The sequence below is a fragment of the Cytophagales bacterium genome, from assembly GCA_033344775.1.
Taxonomy (GTDB): Bacteria; Bacteroidota; Bacteroidia; order Cytophagales; family Cyclobacteriaceae; genus JAWPMT01.
This window is the reverse complement of the sequence record JAWPMT010000002.1, coordinates 433,027-449,107: the sequence shown is the minus strand read 5'-3', so window position 1 is coordinate 449,107 and position 16,081 is coordinate 433,027. Positions and strand designations below refer to the sequence as shown.

Here is a 16,081-nt window from a genome sequence, read left to right as displayed (position 1 = left end):
AATACAATGACCGTAATACGCCTGATTATTTATCATAGCTATAATTTCTTTTTTAGAGTCCTTTGGATAGAAACAACCTTTCCATTTTCCTGTCGAAGGTCAATGTTCTGAAAATCATCTGATTTTAAAATGTCCACCAACTTCTTATTTACCTCCATTCTTTCAACCCCTTCCAATAGATCAATCTCATTGCCCTTCATTCTAACTTTTATGGACTGGTAGTTTCCTGAGCGGAGTTCTTTTATTAGCTCCCACTCGCCATGTTTGAGGCTTTTTTTGTGAGCAGTGACATAGATAGGATCGACCTTAAATAATTTTGGGAAAGTGTCCTTTAGAGCCTGATTGATACTGATGATGAGGTGATTACTTGATCCATCAGCTTGACATTGCTCCAAATAGTCTTCATCTGAAACCAATTTGAACCTTCCATCCGTATAAATCATGAAGAATACAGGCAAGTGGCCAGCTATCGCCCCAAACAGGAAATACTGAATTAAGGGGTATTTATCGACTACTTCTTCCTCATTCAAAATCACCTTCTGCTTAATCTCTTTTATTTGATCTAATGGCAATCCAAAATCAACCATGTAACTCACACAAGTCAACCAGATTACCTCAACCATGCTAAGCATGGCTACTTCTTCTTCCTGTTCATTATTTATAGGGGGGATAAATTCATTAATTATACCTGGGTATAATAAAACATCATTTTTACCCTCTTGAATTAACCTCTCGATATGTGAGAACTCTTGCAACCGAAATCTTTTTGTATTGAATTGAAACCGAATTTCTTCTGTCTCCTTGCTCTTAAAAAAACCAAATACTTCTTCTGCTCCCTGATTATCAAAACAGGTCAGCTCAACAATGGACTGCTTAAGCTTTTCTTCGAAGCTGTTCATCTTTTTTTGACCCGCATGAATTTATACGGGGTATAAATAAATTATGTTTCTATATAACGCTATTGATTGCGTTATTTACTTATTCTCCAGTGATTTGATGTATCTCAGATAAAGATCGTCTTTTGCTTCCCGTTCTTTCTTTAATTGTTCCATTAAATTGGTTACATTCGTCTGAGATAGTTTAATTTCCGCCAAATACTCTTTGGTTATTTTTTTTAGCTCTTCTGTCCTGTCTAAGAGTTCTTTTTCAAGCTTCATATAGCTTAATTTAATTTCCTGTAGTTGATTGGTAAGGCTCTGTTGAAATTGAGCTGGTATGGTCTTTACAAGTTGTTCTGCCTGATAGAAGTGATAGTGAGTATCTCTATGGCTGTGTTCAGCGCTAGAGGCTCCATGATTGTAAATGTTTCCAGAGAAATCACCAGCCCCTAATTGAAGGTTCGTGTTCTCGTTTCCGGAGTTGGAGAAATCCATATTGATGGTCTGACCCTCAATTGACCGTTTGAGGTTTTCCTCATTGAACATATCTGCCTGATAGATCAGCTGAATATTTTCATTGTAGAAGAAATTGAGATCTATCCCGCAAAGTGCAGCAAATCGTTTGACCTGCTCAGCCGAAACGTCCTTGGAACCTTGTCTTATCCTGGAAATAGTATTGGGATCCTTTCCGATGAATACACTCAATGACCTGGCTGATTTAGGCTCCATACCTGCCACCTTATGTACATCAATCACGTGATCAACAGCCTGAATGAATCTTAGGTTAATGCCTTCTAGTTTGTTGTCCATTTAATTTAGCGCTTAGGGATTTCAGTGTTGTTTATTTAGTTGCTTCGATTTCGTTTGAACTCGAAACTTATCGTTTTAACGCATTATCCGCCCAAAACGATGCTTTTTTACTTTACTTTTTATTTACAATTTCTTGTCCAGCGAATTTACACTTTAATTTGGATTAAGCATAGTCTTAATTCATAATAGTGATTTTATTTTCATAATAATTAGCTTTTTAATTCGTATTTGTTTTAAGTTTGATGTGAATATGTACATCATACAATTCAACAACTACAATTAAATAGGCTTTATGTACAACAAAGAGGAAGTTCTACATCTTAAAGAACAATTGACGGCCCACTTTGATAGTTATCCTCGGTTACTCCAGGAAGTAACGGGGCTGACAAGGCCCACGATTAATAAGTTCTTCAATCATGATGATTCTGTAAGACCTTCAAATGAGGATTTGATTTATAGTACAAGTATCAGATTGATCAAAGCGAAACAGAAAGTGCGCAATGAAATGTTCGATGAACTTCAACAGTTGACGAAATCAGGCAGTAACAGGTCTGCAATAGTAAATCGCCTTCTAAATTTTCAAAATGATGCATGAGGTCGAGAATGGTATTAGGTCGTCGGAATTATTCGTTGCTGAATTTCAGAAATGTATTTCGAATGTAAATCCTGAATTAATCTACAGGGCTTCGGACAGACAAAAGTCAGAGACCTGGATAGATCAGAGCGAGGTAATGGAATTGCTTCAGATTTCCAGCAGCGTTGAATTCAGGAAGCTGCTACCTAAAGTAAAAAAGCTAGGGCTGATTACTTATAAGCAGCAGTATATCATTAGATATTTCAAACCAAGCGTCTTGTTAGTCAAGGAAAAAATGTATTTAAAATGATTCAACTAAAAGAAAATAAATCAAAGATCTGGTTTAAGATTTTACAGGCAGATGCCACACCTATCGATGGTTCGTCAGAGATATGGACCATGCCCTACAGAGAGCGTAAAGGAGAGTTAACCACCTTTCCTGGAGAATCATCGAGAAACGTAAATGCTCAAGGGGAATGGTACATCAATCCCACCCTTAAAAGTGTATCGTGGTTAGTAAGCAATCCAACAACATTGTATAAACCAAACAGTAATTTGAAGATCTATGTGGCTCAGTTAATTGATGCTCCGATTTATGAAGAACCAGGAATGATTTGGGTTCATCGGGCCTACTTGCTACGAGAAGCGACTAACCTGGACCTTAAGCCCTTTGGCTTGTTTCGGGCATTTTCACAAATACTCGGATAAGGCAGGATTAAAGGAATTTAAAGTTTGATCAGGGCTTAACTCCAGTTAAGGCCGCTGATTGCCGAAAGTGAACTGTAGTGCTATACACAGTGGCTCTTTCTTAACGTAGCCCATCCCAGGATGAACCTGGAGAGTGGATGTTCAATTTATTTAAAGGATCGACAAATAAAATGATCGTCCTTCATTACAGCATTGCATTCAAGGCACTTGATGCATACATTAATTTGTACAATAGCCAAAGAGAAGAGCTATCTGGGCAGATAAGACAAAGTGTAACGGCAACAGCTAAAGAACTGATACGGCTTTATGGGGTATCTCTTATCAAGGCCAATGGAGTTGGAGAGGTTGACCCGGATAATCTACCGTCTTTAAAGACCAATAATGTCCAACTGGCCACATTATCCCATTCCAGTAGCCGAACCATTCAGCGGCATATCAGCAAGTTGATGGAAGCGGGTGTCATTACCCAAAAAGTTTGGCATGGCAGTAACGCCAGTTACGAGGTGTGGATAAACCCTAAAATACTGTGTGTAACCAGAAAAAAGAGCCAAAATGAGCTAAAAATGGAGCGGGATGAGCAGTTACGAAAACAAGCTCTGGAAGCTCAGAAAGCGTATTTTGAAAAGGAACAATCGACAAAACGTCCTCATACAGACTCTGGTAACACTAGAAACACTAATAATATAATAATGGATGTGATTAACTCCATGAAAATACCTCCGGGTGAGGGCATCAACAGCCGAAACGTCTCAACTGGCAACACTTCAAAAAGGCGTGAGCATGCGCTCACAAGTCCTCAAGCCTTTTCAGGCTACACTGGCAACACCCTTGCGGGACACACAGGGGAAAAAGTGGCAATTAAAAGCGAAAAGGTGGCGGGCCGGGCGGCGGCTGTGGATAAGTGTGAGTTATCCGAAAAAGCCCACAAAGATGCAGGGGAAAAAGGGCGGCATCGAGTTGGAGAAGAAAACGGGGATAAATCCCCTGAAAATCCGGCTCGGGCCGCCACTTCCTTTTACGCGGACAGGCTTTGGAATCTGGCGAAAAACGTGCTTTACAAGGATGTATACCTCACTGAAAGACAGGAACTGGCTGCAAAGAGGTTACTTCGACAATGGTATGAACCAGTAAGTGACGACCGCCTGACAAGAGTCCATGAAATTTATACGGAGCGAATCATCCTGGTCCAAAAGTTCATTCAAAAAGACCCTGAGAATCGATTTGTGCAGCTTCCTGACAGATATTTCGACCCTACTAACCGTCATGGCTTTACAGGTACTAAAAAGTGGTGGGAAATACAGGAAAAACGTAAACAAGAGGTGCAGCTCAAACTGATTCTGAACGCTCAGGTTCGGCGCTATCTCAACAATGAAAAGAAAGATACAGCCAAGAGAAGGCCATCACTGGAGATGTATCGGGACTGTGAACAGCGAATTGGAAAACTCCAAGATCCAATCTTACTGAAGCAATTCCATGCCACCATTCTTTCCAATCACTCCAACCTCCAATTGCATCCAAATCAATCCACCACTATTTCAATTCAATAAAAGTCAAAAATCAATGAATAAAACAATTAGAAGCAAGCAATCAACGCCTATCAAACAAAAGTTGACGGCCATCATAGATTCGATCAACGTGGACATTTTTGGATATGAAAAGTTGGTCAATCAGAATGTTCAACGGTTCATAGTAGAAACGGCCAGTAAAGCTGGAGTAAACCCGCAGACCTTATTTGTGCGGATTGTCAAACCAGGTCAATCATTACGTGTATTTCTTCATACGGGTGCGCAACAAATCGAGGAGTTGACCATCAAAGACCTGGTACTCTTTTTTGTCGGATCAAGCTCTGTCGTAAATCCTGCCACAGTAGCTGACCGAGTGATTTCATTCATGGATGCTTATGCTCATGAAAAAACCTTAGATGTGTCCAAGCTACAGATACTTATTTCCACCCTGGATAAGCAAATACTTGTGAAGAGTTTTTGTGATCAGCAATTCGTTGAAGATATCCCTTTAAAGCAGTTGATCAATCAATTCAAATCCTAACAATCTTGAAGGAAATGGAAAGACCTACTTATGGATGGAAGCTTAATAAGCACTCCTTTAGCAAATTGATTGTCCGGTTCAAGGATGGGAACATTCGAACCTTTTACTCGATAGACTGGAAGAGCAAAAAAAGTCACTATCGTGATCGTGAGGTTGGCCTGGATCGACTAAGGAACCTGGTTAAAAAATATGGTCCGATGACCAGGAACAGTGAAATCTATGACCTGGATTCAGGTAACATAATTGCGAAGTTCCTAGAGGGAACTGAAGTGAGTATTGACCATAATCAAAGGAAAGAACACTAGAGCATGAAGCAAATCAAGGCACTAAAAGCACAACTGAAGGCTGAAAAGTTTGAAGATAAGTATCCCCTCTATGATCTCAATGACGGGAAGGTCCACGTACTATACATCTGGCCCTGCCTCAACGGAACAGGTTATTATCGGTCTATTGCACCCGCTTTGGAACTGAATAAGACTCAAACACATTGTGCGCTGATTTCTGGTATTCATTCGTGGGATTTCAACAAGCAGTTCGATGATTATGACAGTCCGGTGGACGAAAGACTCATCCAATGGGCGCATTATATCGTGTTATCAGCCATATTCACTGATGTGGAATACATCATTGGCGCATTGTTAGAAATCAATGATGACCTCCAGTTTGTGATGGACCTTGATCAAAACTTCCATCAAATACCCAAAAGCCATCCTGATCATGACAAGATCAGTACGGATATGAAAAAGCAGTTACTAAAGAACATTTCCAGAATGGATCTCATGACTGGAGTCTCAGAAGAATTGCTGGACTACTATGACTCATTGCTTGAAAAGCACTTCCCGAATTCCACAGTCTTTTTGGAGTATCTTCCTAATCTGATCTCGACGTTCACTTATGAAGAGATTGAACTCCTCAGGAAAGGAAATCAAGGACAGAAACGGACTGACAATAATGCCTCTCAGCGACCCGCCACGGATGCTGTAAGAGTTGGGCTAATTGGAGGTTTAGCGGCAGCAGAAGACATATTAAGCATTCTGAAACCTCTTAGGGCCATCCAGGAAAAGTACGGTGAAAAGGTCGAGTTCATCTTCTTTGGTTGGAATGGTCAATGGAAGGGAGAGAACAAACAAGAAGGTCTCAAATTCAAATATGTAAAGTCCGTGAGTTTTACTGACTACATCAATCGCCTTCATGATTTGTCACTAGACATAGCATTGTTACCCCTAAGAGATATCTCATTCAATACAAAAGGCAAGTCTGCAATTAAGTATTACGAGCTTTCCGTATTTAGGATACCCGTGATTGCTTCTAGTGTAGTTCCCTATTCAAAAGTTATCGAGCACAAGGAGACCGGATTATTGGTGAAGGATCCGGATCAATGGACAAAAGCCATGGATACCCTTATTCAAAATGAGCGTTTACGTAAGAGAATTGGAAAGAATTCCACGAAAATGATGTGGCGATTATACAATTTTTCTGAGCAAAATGTAGATTTATACCGAGCAGTCTTTATCTGAAATCAATAATTTTAAGTTTGTTTGAACGGCTCTTATTTGGCATAGTAAATAGCTGAATCAATACTTACAGTATCTGCTTAAATATCCAGATCGGAAAATAAAAAAGGCCAAAATATGTTCCAAGTATAAATCTGAAAGGCAATAAAATCAATGCTATTATAATATTATAACGGCCAGTTTCATCGTCATATTTAATCAATTTCCTATACATGGGCTTTGATTTATCCCATCCAAGAAAAACTGCTGAGGTGTAGTATAATACTGAAATTATTAAAACTGCAATAAAATGTGTATCTACTAAATCACCTTTTGTTGTTAAGAAATAGCGATATATGAAGAGGAAAACAATTACTGCAAATGCTAAATACGAAATTATTCTTTTTAACATGACTTATCAATTCAAATAAGGTTTAGAAAAAATCTAAACCTTATTGTCTTTAAAATTGTTTAATTATTTTAAGAGGTTACCGCATCGTGCCATAACATTAAAAGTAATCCTGGAGAAGAAACACCTATAGCTACTGTGCCTAATACAGCTCCAATAACTTTACCAACAGCTTTTCCCGCTTCTTTTCTTTCTTCCGCGCCCCCACCTTCAATTTCAAATAATTCTTCCGGGGAAATTGTCAAAAATTTTTCAGTTTTCATCGAAAATAAATTTCTAAAGTTAATCAATCAATTAAATCATCCATCCATCTGGCAAAAGCATCTACCACGAGTATATAGCCCTCTTGAATTCCTTCTACTACACCTGATGCCATAGCAGAGTCAAATAATTTGGCTCCAGAAAGTATGGTTGAGGAGTTACCGCCTTCGATCTCCAATTGTTCAGAAACCGTAAGGTTTTCAAATTTTTCAATTTTCATCATATTGTAATTTTTTTTTACAAAACGAATATAATTCAATATTTGGACTTGAGCATTATTATCAAAAAGTCACTGCCAATGATCTTTATACTCCTCAAGAGTATTTAGTAAATAATCATGTGTCCCATTTCCAAATACCTTCCCACTTTGAAGAAAAAACACATGGTCGGCTTCCTTGGCAATTTCATATTTATGCGAAATAGAAAGAACTGTTAACCCTGATTTATTTCTTTTCTTTAGGCAATTTTGAATTCGATATTCAGTTTGTTTATCTAAAGCACTTGTCGCTTCATCAAGAATTAAAATACTAGGATCACGATAAATCGCTCTTAATAAAGCAACAAGCTGTTGTTGGCCCCCTGATAAATTGACCCCATTCTCTCCAACCATCGTCATCAGACCATTCGGATATTCAAGGATAAACTTTGCTCCAAACTCATCTATTAATGAATAAATTCTTTTCACGTCAGGATCGAAGTCTCCTGGGGCAATATTCTCTAGAATAGAACCCCCAAAGAGTTCTATGTTCTGAGGAACATATCCTAGTATTTGATTAATAGATTGCGCCGTGATGGTTGAAAGGTCATAATTACCGATCGATATTTTTCCAAATTCAATTTCGTACTGTTTTTTGATCAAAGAGGCAATGGTAGATTTTCCACCACCACTTGACCCTATTATTGCAGATATTTTTCCCTGCTCAATACGAAGATTTAAGTCATCGAAAATAGTCGCTCTTGAACCATAACGGAACTTCACATTTTCAAATATTATGTCCAGGTTATCCGAATTACTTAATTCAACTAACTCGTTTTGAGCATCTAGATTTAAGTCAACAATTTCGAATAATCTATCTGCTGCGATTTTTGCATTTTGATAAACTTTATTGGATCCTATTAAGCTTCCTATGGGTCCAGTGAAATAACCAGTTAGGGCATAGAAAGACATTAACTCTCCTGGACTAAGTAAACCGTCAACCACATAGCCAGCACCTACCCAAAGGAGAATAATAGTAAATAGATTCGCGATTATCATAGACGAATTACTACTGAAAATCCCATTAATAGTAGATCTATATATTGAACCAAGTAGGTTAACAAACCGCACTTCTGTTTTCAATTGAGCAGTTTCATGAAGGCCCAAAGACTTAATCGTGGAGATGTTATTTATTGTTTCGATTAATTGGGATTCAAGTTCAGCTCCTTGTTCAATTACTTTCCTTTCTATTTTCCGGTTAAGTCGGTTCATTATTAGGAAGAGTACTGAGTACAGAGGAATGATCAACAGAATAAGTACAGCTAACTTCCAGTAGTAGTTGAACATCAAATAAAAAGAAAAAAGAACGACCAATAAATTGATTATTATATCAATACCAATTTCATTGATGAAAATTCGAATCTTCACTGCATCACTTATTCGACTAAGAATTTCTCCAGTTTTCATACCATCGAAAAATGATTGAGGAAGTTTCAATACATGCCTATGATATCCTAGAATAAGTTGTGCATCCAATTGCTGACCAATTTTTAGAACATAGATCGATTTAAAGACATTTACAATGACCTGAAAAACTAATATCAAGACCATTGACGTCCCTAACAAATTTAGAAGTCCTATGTTTTGATTTGGGATAACAAAATCCATGATTTTCTGGATATAGATGGAAGTCGATAGCCCAAGAATCGTAAATAATAAAGCTCCAATCAGGGCTTGGAACAGATAATATTTATGCGGCCTAAGTAGAAACCAGAATCGTGAGAGTGTAGAAACAGTTTCATCCCGGATTTCAAAATTCCCATTTGGTTGGAGAAAGGCGAGTACTCCAGTCCACATCTCACTAAATTTTGCTAGTGGAATTTTTTCCATTCGTCCTGTCCCTGGATCCATGATAGAGACAGATTTCTTTCCTACACCATATAATACAACATAATGATTCATCCCATTATTGATGATAACATGAGCAATGGCAGGGAAGGGAACATCAGGTAAAGATTCTATTGAACCTCGAACAGCCTTAGCATCAAAACCCAATTGTTCCGCCGCCTTTATCATCCCAAAAAGGGTTGTTCCTTTCTTATCAGTTCCAGCAATTTGTCTGATCTTCGCAACGGATAAATGAAGACTATAAAATGCAGCAATAGAACTGAGACAAGCCGCTCCGCAATCTGTAATATCCCGTTGCTTTACAAGTGTTTTCTTAGTCATTCTGATTATCAACTATTATATGGATTTAACCAATCATCTATGTTATCAAATAGCAATTGAAACAGACTTCTTTTCGTGACAAGAAAACTTACGTTTACGGTCATACCTCTTTCCAAGTTGCCGATTACACCATTTTCTAAATTCAGTGACTTCTGATCTAAAATGCACTTGACCAGATAATACCTGAAGCCCTGTTCACTTAAATAAGAATCCTTTGAAATATCCTTCACTTCTCCACTAATTACTCCCCAATCGTTGTAGTTATAGGCATCTACTTTGATGGATGCTTTCTGATTAAGTTCCAACAGGCCAATTTCACTGGCAGGCACGGAACAAAGGGCAATAAGATCAAAATCAGGTGACATTTCAGCCAACTTAACTCCTCTTTCGATGAATTGCTCTTCACTTAAGCCTAAGGCATTCTTAATCGTACCATCAACCGGTGCAATGACATACAATTCATGAATTTGCAATTCATAATTCGAACGATCTGTATTTAATCTGGTGAGTTGGTCGTTCAATTCAGAAACCTTACTCTGCCAAATAGCTTTTACTTTACTTTGATAAAGGTCTAATTCTTTGACATTTGTTTCGTGCTTAAGCTCATCTCTCTCATACTCCACTTTTGAAATTACTTGTGCTTTATAAAGCTCTAATTGACGATCCATCACTTTTTGTGATCCTGAGATCATCAATTCAAGATGAGATATCCGTGCCTGATACTCTATCAAAACCTGTCGATATTCTTCAGTATTTAGTAGGTTTTTATTTTTCTTCCCGGATAATAGGAATAGTAAATCCTCAGTTTTCAGATGGAGCAGATTAATCTGTGAATTCAAGTATTCTAGATTCTTCATGATATTCTCATTACGAAAAGTCATGATTGTATCACCTTTAACAAATTGTGCATTCTCAACAACTCTTGTCATCTCAATGCGAGCAGAAACGGGAGACATAATCAGGTGACTATCTTCCGATGAAGTAATATGTCCTTGAGCGCTTTGAGAAATTGGAACTTTTATGATCGGGAGCAGTGCAAAGAGTCCAATAATTGTTATCAAAAGGAGAAGATAAATTTCCCTAGAATACCTACCATGTTTAAATGTATAGTGTTGGATAGTTTGTTTTGTAAAGGCCTCCGGTAGTACTTCCTTCATTTTTAATAGTTCTCGAAATTAGTTGCATTAAAAAAATTTATCAAATTTATATATCCAAATTAAAAAGTTATTATCAACACTTGGATAATTAACACAATGATCAATCAATATCAAGACAGCATCGATCTTAAATAGCATTTGAAACAAATAACAAGCACTTCCACCCATAAGTGAACTGAGCTATTTGCAACGCCCTTTGACATCTGATAATTTTATGGAAATTTGAAAAGCCTTGCTTACGGATGAAAGCTGACCGAAATACACAATAAATTCAAAGAGAAAACAAAAGTGAACAGAATAGCTAGCCTCCTATTTACTATTATTTTGGTTTCTTGTCAAACATATGAGGTTGTTGAGACTGCCGAGGAATTAGAAAGTCTATGGTTTGATAAAGCCACGATGGAGTGGGTTTTAAAAATTGAAAGCAACATCGTTTTTTGGGTAAACAAGATCGAAGTAATTGAAAAAATTGAACGCTCAGAGAATGATTTTAAGATCACCACTTCCACACAAACTATTTATGCTACTCTTTCAAATGATTCGGTTTTTATTGATGGCAGATGGCTGACGAGGTATTTTAAGGATGACCTTCTAGTGCCTAGAGATAACGAACAGATAATACAACGAGGAACGGCAGTAATTCAGGGATTTATTGACGAAATAGATTCCTTGAGTCAAGGGCTACCTTTTAAAGTTTACGTCAATGACTTTGTTCTTGGAGATCAATTAGAGTACTTAACTGAAGTAGATTCCAATGGGGTATTCAGGCTAGAAATAGAAATTAACGGAACCCAAGACATCATTCTTGGATATGAATATTTTGATCATTGGAGAAAGTTGTTAGTGTCTCCTGGAGATACTTTGACCATCAATGTGCCACGAAGTGGCTCAAGTGAAAATATTCATTTCGCAGGAAATAACTCATCGGCCAATTATGATATTTTTTATATGAATGAGTTATACCAGTCATTTGTCCCGGATTACATAACGAGAAATCGAGCACTGGGCTATGAACCTGATGAATATCTTCAATTTCGAAGAGATTATAGACAATCAGACCATCGGTTTCTGGACGAATACTGCAATCAAAATAATTGTACTGAGTTATTTCAACAATGGTTTATCAGTAATTCAGAGGTTGAGTACTTTTCCAATCTTATGAAATTCAGCTGGCAAAGTTTGAATTATGGCCTCGGAAGCGAAAAAAGATTAATTGGTGACCTAAAAGAACAATACGAACAACAGTTCATGGATTCTATTAACCAGGATTCGAAATTGTATCATCTTTCTTCTTCTTACTTCGGATTAATTAATGGTATTTCTCATCGTGTTGTTAATTACAGTCAAGAAACTAACAAGAAATATAGGCAAGCTGAGATCGACTTTTTGTTAAACAATGAAGTACTTCTGTCTAATAAGGATAGAGAATTTCTTTTGGGTTTTAAGGATAATGGAATCAATCCCAAGGAACTCAATGAAGAAGAGAAAGAAGTGTGGTGGGCCATCGAAGATAGGGTTGGAAATAGTCTTATGACATTTAGGATGAAATCAGGTTTTGAATATCATATGGATGAGCTTTCAAACGCTGAAAATGATTATACAAAGGAGCTATTGTTAACGCAACACTTTTATAGATCCATCCTACTCGATAGAAATTATGAAATCATGGATTGGGCATTTGAAAAAACTTCTAGTCAAATTCGGAATGAGAGTTATGTCCAGTATTTAAAAACCCTCCATGAAGAAATCAAGTCTCAAGAAGCTAAAACCGAGTTACTTGATCTCACTGCGATAAAATTTGATGGAAGTGGCAATACGCTTCTGAAGAAGATTCAAAAAGACAATGTGGGCCAATCAATTGTTATTGATTTTTGGGGGACATGGTGTCAGCCATGTCTGAAAGATTTTGAAGTTTCAGAAGAGATTAAGTCGGACTTGTCTCATGTGAAATTTATCTACTTCTGCGTTTACTCAGCAGAACGAAACTGGAAGAACGCCCTAATCAAGTACAATCCTCAAGGAGATCACTATCTATTAAGCCCAAGGCAAACAGAAGAGTTACTAGAAATGTTTGAAGTCAAATCATTTCCGACTTATTTGCTGATAGATAAAAAAGGAAATGTTCATCGAGAAATCCCAAGAGTAACAAATCGCGAGGAATTCTTGAAATATCTAGAAGGAATAGGCTAAAAGTGTGTAACAAGTACTAGCATTTGCCTTTGACTGGAACTTAATAATGTTCTGACCTTCTGCAAATCAAGTTGATAATGATAGAGTTGGAATCATTGTGCCTCTATCGCAAGTTAGTGCTAAACTTGATAGCCTGAGAAAAATGAAATACAGCTTCTAATCAAACAGCTTAAACAAAAACCCTTCATTTGACTGGCTTGGTTAATGAGTCATGTGGATTCATCGATAGTATCGCGTTGGTCTTTAGCGGACTTTTTATTGCACCCGAAATTTCAACAACACAGCAAGCTTGGTGGTTTTAGATAAAGCGTATTTATGTTATTAGTTTCACAAAATCTGTCTTAGCCATCAGCTAGACCAATGTATTTATCCCCCCTATAAATTAATCCCTTCCAAAAGCATCTTAATTATAATTCACTTACCTCACCGCCTTACCTACTGTTGGTACCAAGGTACGAAAGTGTACCTTCTGTGAATGAAGCGAGCATCCTAGATTTACTCTTACAATTAGGCAGATTAGCCACTTCCTAATTGCAATGTAACCCTCCAAGGTTCTCTAAAATCAAATTGCGAGAACCTAAAGAGGCTCCTTAAGGAGACCCAAGATTTAAAGTCTATGATGGAGGTTGCGGTTACATTTAATAAAGAAAAAGGACGGGATGAATTGCTCTTTAGTGAGGAGCTTCCTAAAGGGACGGCAACTTTTCTTAAGGAAAAGATTGGATTAAGGCAGCATTTCAAAAGCCCTAGAAAGTGGCTTAGTATTAATCACCCCGCTTACCAAAACTATTTACAAGCGCTGGCGGAAGCTCTTGCTAAGGGTGCTTCCATAGAGTCGGTGCCTTTGCTTCCTTCCTTCGAATCTTCCTTAGCGAATATCAATCAAAACAGGTTTAGTTACGTAACGATTTCCTTCGGTACGGAGGATCATATTAAGCAGGAAGAATATGTAGTATTTGATCCCTTTAAGAAGGTTTCCACATTTGTAGCGGAATCTTTCGGCAGGCAAAAATTCGGAAGTGCCTTTAAGGAAGTGCGTGTTTTTCCAAGGACGCAAAAGGTTAAAGCGAGAGCACTCTTTAAGGAGGGAATGATTCTTGCTCCTAAAGCAGATGACTTCAACGAGGGAAGTGGGTTAAGGAATGATGAGGTTCCAACTCCTAAGCAACTTTCAATTGCTGAAAGAAAACAACTTGTTAAGCAATTCATTGCTTTTGCTGCTAAGCGAGAAGAGGACTTACCGGAAGTGCAGATCGAGGGTCATGAATTTCCGATTCTCCTTTCGGGTTGGCTAAGACACAACTATCCAGAATACCATCACCTTAAGGAAGAGATTTGGCCTGTCGTCGAAAATGCACGGGAAAAAACACAACACGAGGACGAAACCCCTTTAGCGGAACATTCCACAGTTGTCTTAGCCGACTACAAGTCATTTAGGAACGCTAAGGATTTTGGAATTGAAATCCTTAAGGAAAGTGAGTCTTATGCCGATGAGGAAGGTGTAGAGACACTAAGGGCGGAAAAGGCTGAAAACTGGAAGCTGGTTGAGTTGTCCCTTAAGGATGTTCAATTAAAAGATGTAAAAGCTTCTTTAGGGTTAGGTTTTGTTCAGGAATCTTTTGACTACTGGAAGGAAAAGATAGCCAGCGGTGAAAGGCCTCCTATTTTACTTTTCAGATCCCTTAAAGGAGGAGCGCCTTTTTATGATCTACTTGATGGGCATCACAGGCTGCTGGCTTATCAGGCACTGAAAATTGAGAAGGTCAAAGCGATTGTTCAAAGTGCCGATGCGACTAAAGACATTGTCTTTCGGCATTTCTGCGATTTATATGCTTTTGACATAAAGGCAGATGCTAAACTGTGTCAACCTTCTTGGGAACTGACTTTAAGTGCCTTTGTAGAACGAGCAGCAAAGAGAAAAGCAAGAAGCTCATCTAATCGGGATTCAGATAGTCAAGAACCTATTGGTCAAGAGCATAAGGAAGTTGTGAAGGCTGCTTTATCGCAAGGTCTTGATTTACGAAAGGAAGTACTAAAGGATTATCCCGAACTCACTAAGGAGCATCACTCAGACTACCTTGATCGAGTCATTGCCCACATGCATGATGCCTATGCAGCAAACAAGCGTGTTACTAAAGGCCAGGTCGAAAAGTTGGCGAAAGCGCTAAAGGTTTTAAACATGGGCATCATGTGGGAATCGGTGGAGTTAAGCTGGATGCTATGGTATCGTGCGCTTTATCGTGAGCCGATCCCCTTTGAGCATCGACTGGCGAAAATGATCCATTTCTGGCATCATGTTCAACCTACTTACGCCTATTCTGATAGCTCAAAGGAGATATATAAGCAATACTCCACCCCATGCCCCATTGGTGCCATTGTAGCAGAATACACAGGCATGAAAAACGCCAGGCGGATTTTTGAGCCAAGTGCCGGAAATGGATTGCTCCTGGTAGGCGCTGACCCGGCAAAGACGCATGCCAATGAGATTGACAAGACAAGAATTAAATCCCTGGAGTTTGTTCAGTTTTCAACGATTACCTCATTCAATGCCGCCGAGCCATTTCCAAAAACACTGGATCGATCCTTTGATGTAGTCATCACCAATCCACCCTTCTCACGATGGGAAGAAGAGAAGTATGACAAGGCGTATATTATCCAAACCTACTTTCATAATCACATCGGCCTGGCCCAAAATATTCGATTGGAGCATGTCATGAGCGGATTGGCCCTGCATACGATGAAGGACAATGGACGGGCGGCCATCATCATCATGGGGCATATCTATTTTGGTGAGGATGGCCTGATCGCTAAGTACCGTCCATTTTTCAATTGGCTGTTCCGCCATTACAAGGTGGATGATGTCATCAACCTGAACTCTTTCAAACTCTACAACAAACAAGGGGCCATTGAAAAGACGATGTTGATCCTCATTTCTGGTCGTAAACCCAAACCTGCAGGTGTGGCACCTCAATCGTGGCAACGGCCCGAATTCAATGAAATGGTAAACAGCTTTGAAGCACTCTGGCAACGTGTAAAGCAACACCTGATTAATCAAAGCCAGGCCAACGCCCAATCCAAGGGTGATATAGATCAAGTAATCGAGCAACTAAAAAATGAATTAGAACCATGA

General features: G+C 38.5%; 14 protein-coding genes. 7 read left to right on the top strand and 7 right to left on the bottom strand.

Features of this window, described 5'->3' with window-relative positions:
• Positions 1 to 38 precede the first annotated feature (38 nt).
• Both R8G66_06340 and R8G66_06335 read right to left on the bottom strand, forming a co-directional pair.
• Positions 39 to 899 (bottom strand): hypothetical protein, encoded by an 861-nt coding sequence (locus R8G66_06340; GenBank protein MDW3191961.1) that lies wholly within the window; start codon positions 897 to 899, stop codon positions 39 to 41.
• A 75-nt stretch (positions 900 to 974) separates the two neighbouring features.
• Complete coding sequence (locus tag R8G66_06335; GenBank protein ID MDW3191960.1) at positions 975 to 1,688, bottom strand: hypothetical protein; 714 nt, start codon at positions 1,686 to 1,688, stop codon at positions 975 to 977.
• A gap of 880 nt (positions 1,689 to 2,568) precedes the next feature.
• Here R8G66_06335 and R8G66_06330 point away from each other — a divergent pair.
• The 5 genes from R8G66_06330 to R8G66_06310 all read left to right on the top strand — a co-directional run bounded on the left by R8G66_06330 (position 2,569) and on the right by R8G66_06310 (position 6,533).
• Entirely contained in the window at positions 2,569 to 2,970 is a 402-nt protein-coding gene (locus R8G66_06330) for a hypothetical protein (protein ID MDW3191959.1), read from the top strand.
• Positions 2,971 to 3,140: 170 nt separating this feature from the next.
• Positions 3,141 to 4,517, top strand: coding sequence for a hypothetical protein (locus R8G66_06325; protein ID MDW3191958.1), 1,377 nt, complete (start codon positions 3,141 to 3,143; stop codon positions 4,515 to 4,517).
• Positions 4,518 to 4,530: 13 nt separating this feature from the next.
• Positions 4,531 to 5,016 carry a hypothetical protein gene (locus R8G66_06320; protein MDW3191957.1) on the top strand — a complete coding sequence of 162 codons (486 nt, stop codon included), beginning with the start codon at positions 4,531 to 4,533 and terminating at the stop codon, positions 5,014 to 5,016.
• A 14-nt stretch (positions 5,017 to 5,030) separates the two neighbouring features.
• Positions 5,031 to 5,321, top strand: a complete 291-nt coding sequence (locus tag R8G66_06315; GenBank protein MDW3191956.1) for a hypothetical protein — start codon at positions 5,031 to 5,033, stop codon at positions 5,319 to 5,321.
• A 3-nt stretch (positions 5,322 to 5,324) separates the two neighbouring features.
• Complete coding sequence (locus R8G66_06310) at positions 5,325 to 6,533, top strand: glycosyltransferase (GenBank protein ID MDW3191955.1); 1,209 nt, start codon at positions 5,325 to 5,327, stop codon at positions 6,531 to 6,533.
• 64 nt (positions 6,534 to 6,597) lie between these two features.
• Here R8G66_06310 and R8G66_06305 read toward each other — a convergent pair whose 3' ends face one another.
• The 5 genes from R8G66_06305 to R8G66_06285 all read right to left on the bottom strand — a co-directional run bounded on the left by R8G66_06305 (position 6,598) and on the right by R8G66_06285 (position 10,761).
• Positions 6,598 to 6,921 carry a hypothetical protein gene (locus R8G66_06305; GenBank protein MDW3191954.1) on the bottom strand — a complete coding sequence of 108 codons (324 nt, stop codon included), beginning with the start codon at positions 6,919 to 6,921 and terminating at the stop codon, positions 6,598 to 6,600.
• 68 nt (positions 6,922 to 6,989) lie between these two features.
• Positions 6,990 to 7,181 (bottom strand): hypothetical protein, encoded by a 192-nt coding sequence (locus R8G66_06300; GenBank protein MDW3191953.1) that lies wholly within the window; start codon positions 7,179 to 7,181, stop codon positions 6,990 to 6,992.
• Between the two features lie 23 nt (positions 7,182 to 7,204).
• On the bottom strand, positions 7,205 to 7,402 hold the full coding sequence (locus R8G66_06295; GenBank protein ID MDW3191952.1) for a hypothetical protein: 198 nt from the start codon (positions 7,400 to 7,402) through the stop codon (positions 7,205 to 7,207).
• 66 nt (positions 7,403 to 7,468) lie between these two features.
• Positions 7,469 to 9,604, bottom strand: coding sequence for a peptidase domain-containing ABC transporter (locus R8G66_06290; GenBank protein ID MDW3191951.1), 2,136 nt, complete (start codon positions 9,602 to 9,604; stop codon positions 7,469 to 7,471).
• 8 nt (positions 9,605 to 9,612) lie between these two features.
• Positions 9,613 to 10,761 carry an HlyD family efflux transporter periplasmic adaptor subunit gene (locus tag R8G66_06285; protein MDW3191950.1) on the bottom strand — a complete coding sequence of 383 codons (1,149 nt, stop codon included), beginning with the start codon at positions 10,759 to 10,761 and terminating at the stop codon, positions 9,613 to 9,615.
• Positions 10,762 to 11,049: 288 nt separating this feature from the next.
• Here R8G66_06285 and R8G66_06280 point away from each other — a divergent pair, with 288 nt between their 5' ends.
• Both R8G66_06280 and R8G66_06275 read left to right on the top strand, forming a co-directional pair.
• The gene (locus R8G66_06280) at positions 11,050 to 12,951 is read left to right on the top strand and encodes a thioredoxin family protein (protein ID MDW3191949.1); all 1,902 of its coding nucleotides are present in this window, start codon (positions 11,050 to 11,052) and stop codon (positions 12,949 to 12,951) included.
• A gap of 616 nt (positions 12,952 to 13,567) precedes the next feature.
• Positions 13,568 to 16,081: an N-6 DNA methylase gene (locus tag R8G66_06275; protein MDW3191948.1), complete on the top strand. Its 2,514-nt coding sequence runs from the start codon at positions 13,568 to 13,570 to the stop codon at positions 16,079 to 16,081.

Coding starts and splice junctions, on each gene's coding strand:
- R8G66_06340 (MDW3191961.1), bottom strand. CDS start 899: ATGAACAGCTTCGAAGAAAAGCTTAAGCAGTCCATTGTTGAGCTGACC.
- R8G66_06335 (MDW3191960.1), bottom strand. CDS start 1,688: ATGGACAACAAACTAGAAGGCATTAACCTAAGATTCATTCAGGCTGTT.
- R8G66_06330 (MDW3191959.1), top strand. CDS start 2,569: ATGATTCAACTAAAAGAAAATAAATCAAAGATCTGGTTTAAGATTTTA.
- R8G66_06325 (MDW3191958.1), top strand. CDS start 3,141: ATGATCGTCCTTCATTACAGCATTGCATTCAAGGCACTTGATGCATAC.
- R8G66_06320 (MDW3191957.1), top strand. CDS start 4,531: ATGAATAAAACAATTAGAAGCAAGCAATCAACGCCTATCAAACAAAAG.
- R8G66_06315 (MDW3191956.1), top strand. CDS start 5,031: ATGGAAAGACCTACTTATGGATGGAAGCTTAATAAGCACTCCTTTAGC.
- R8G66_06310 (MDW3191955.1), top strand. CDS start 5,325: ATGAAGCAAATCAAGGCACTAAAAGCACAACTGAAGGCTGAAAAGTTT.
- R8G66_06305 (MDW3191954.1), bottom strand. CDS start 6,921: ATGTTAAAAAGAATAATTTCGTATTTAGCATTTGCAGTAATTGTTTTC.
- R8G66_06300 (MDW3191953.1), bottom strand. CDS start 7,181: ATGAAAACTGAAAAATTTTTGACAATTTCCCCGGAAGAATTATTTGAA.
- R8G66_06295 (MDW3191952.1), bottom strand. CDS start 7,402: ATGATGAAAATTGAAAAATTTGAAAACCTTACGGTTTCTGAACAATTG.
- R8G66_06290 (MDW3191951.1), bottom strand. CDS start 9,604: ATGACTAAGAAAACACTTGTAAAGCAACGGGATATTACAGATTGCGGA.
- R8G66_06285 (MDW3191950.1), bottom strand. CDS start 10,761: ATGAAGGAAGTACTACCGGAGGCCTTTACAAAACAAACTATCCAACAC.
- R8G66_06275 (MDW3191948.1), top strand. CDS start 13,568: ATGATGGAGGTTGCGGTTACATTTAATAAAGAAAAAGGACGGGATGAA.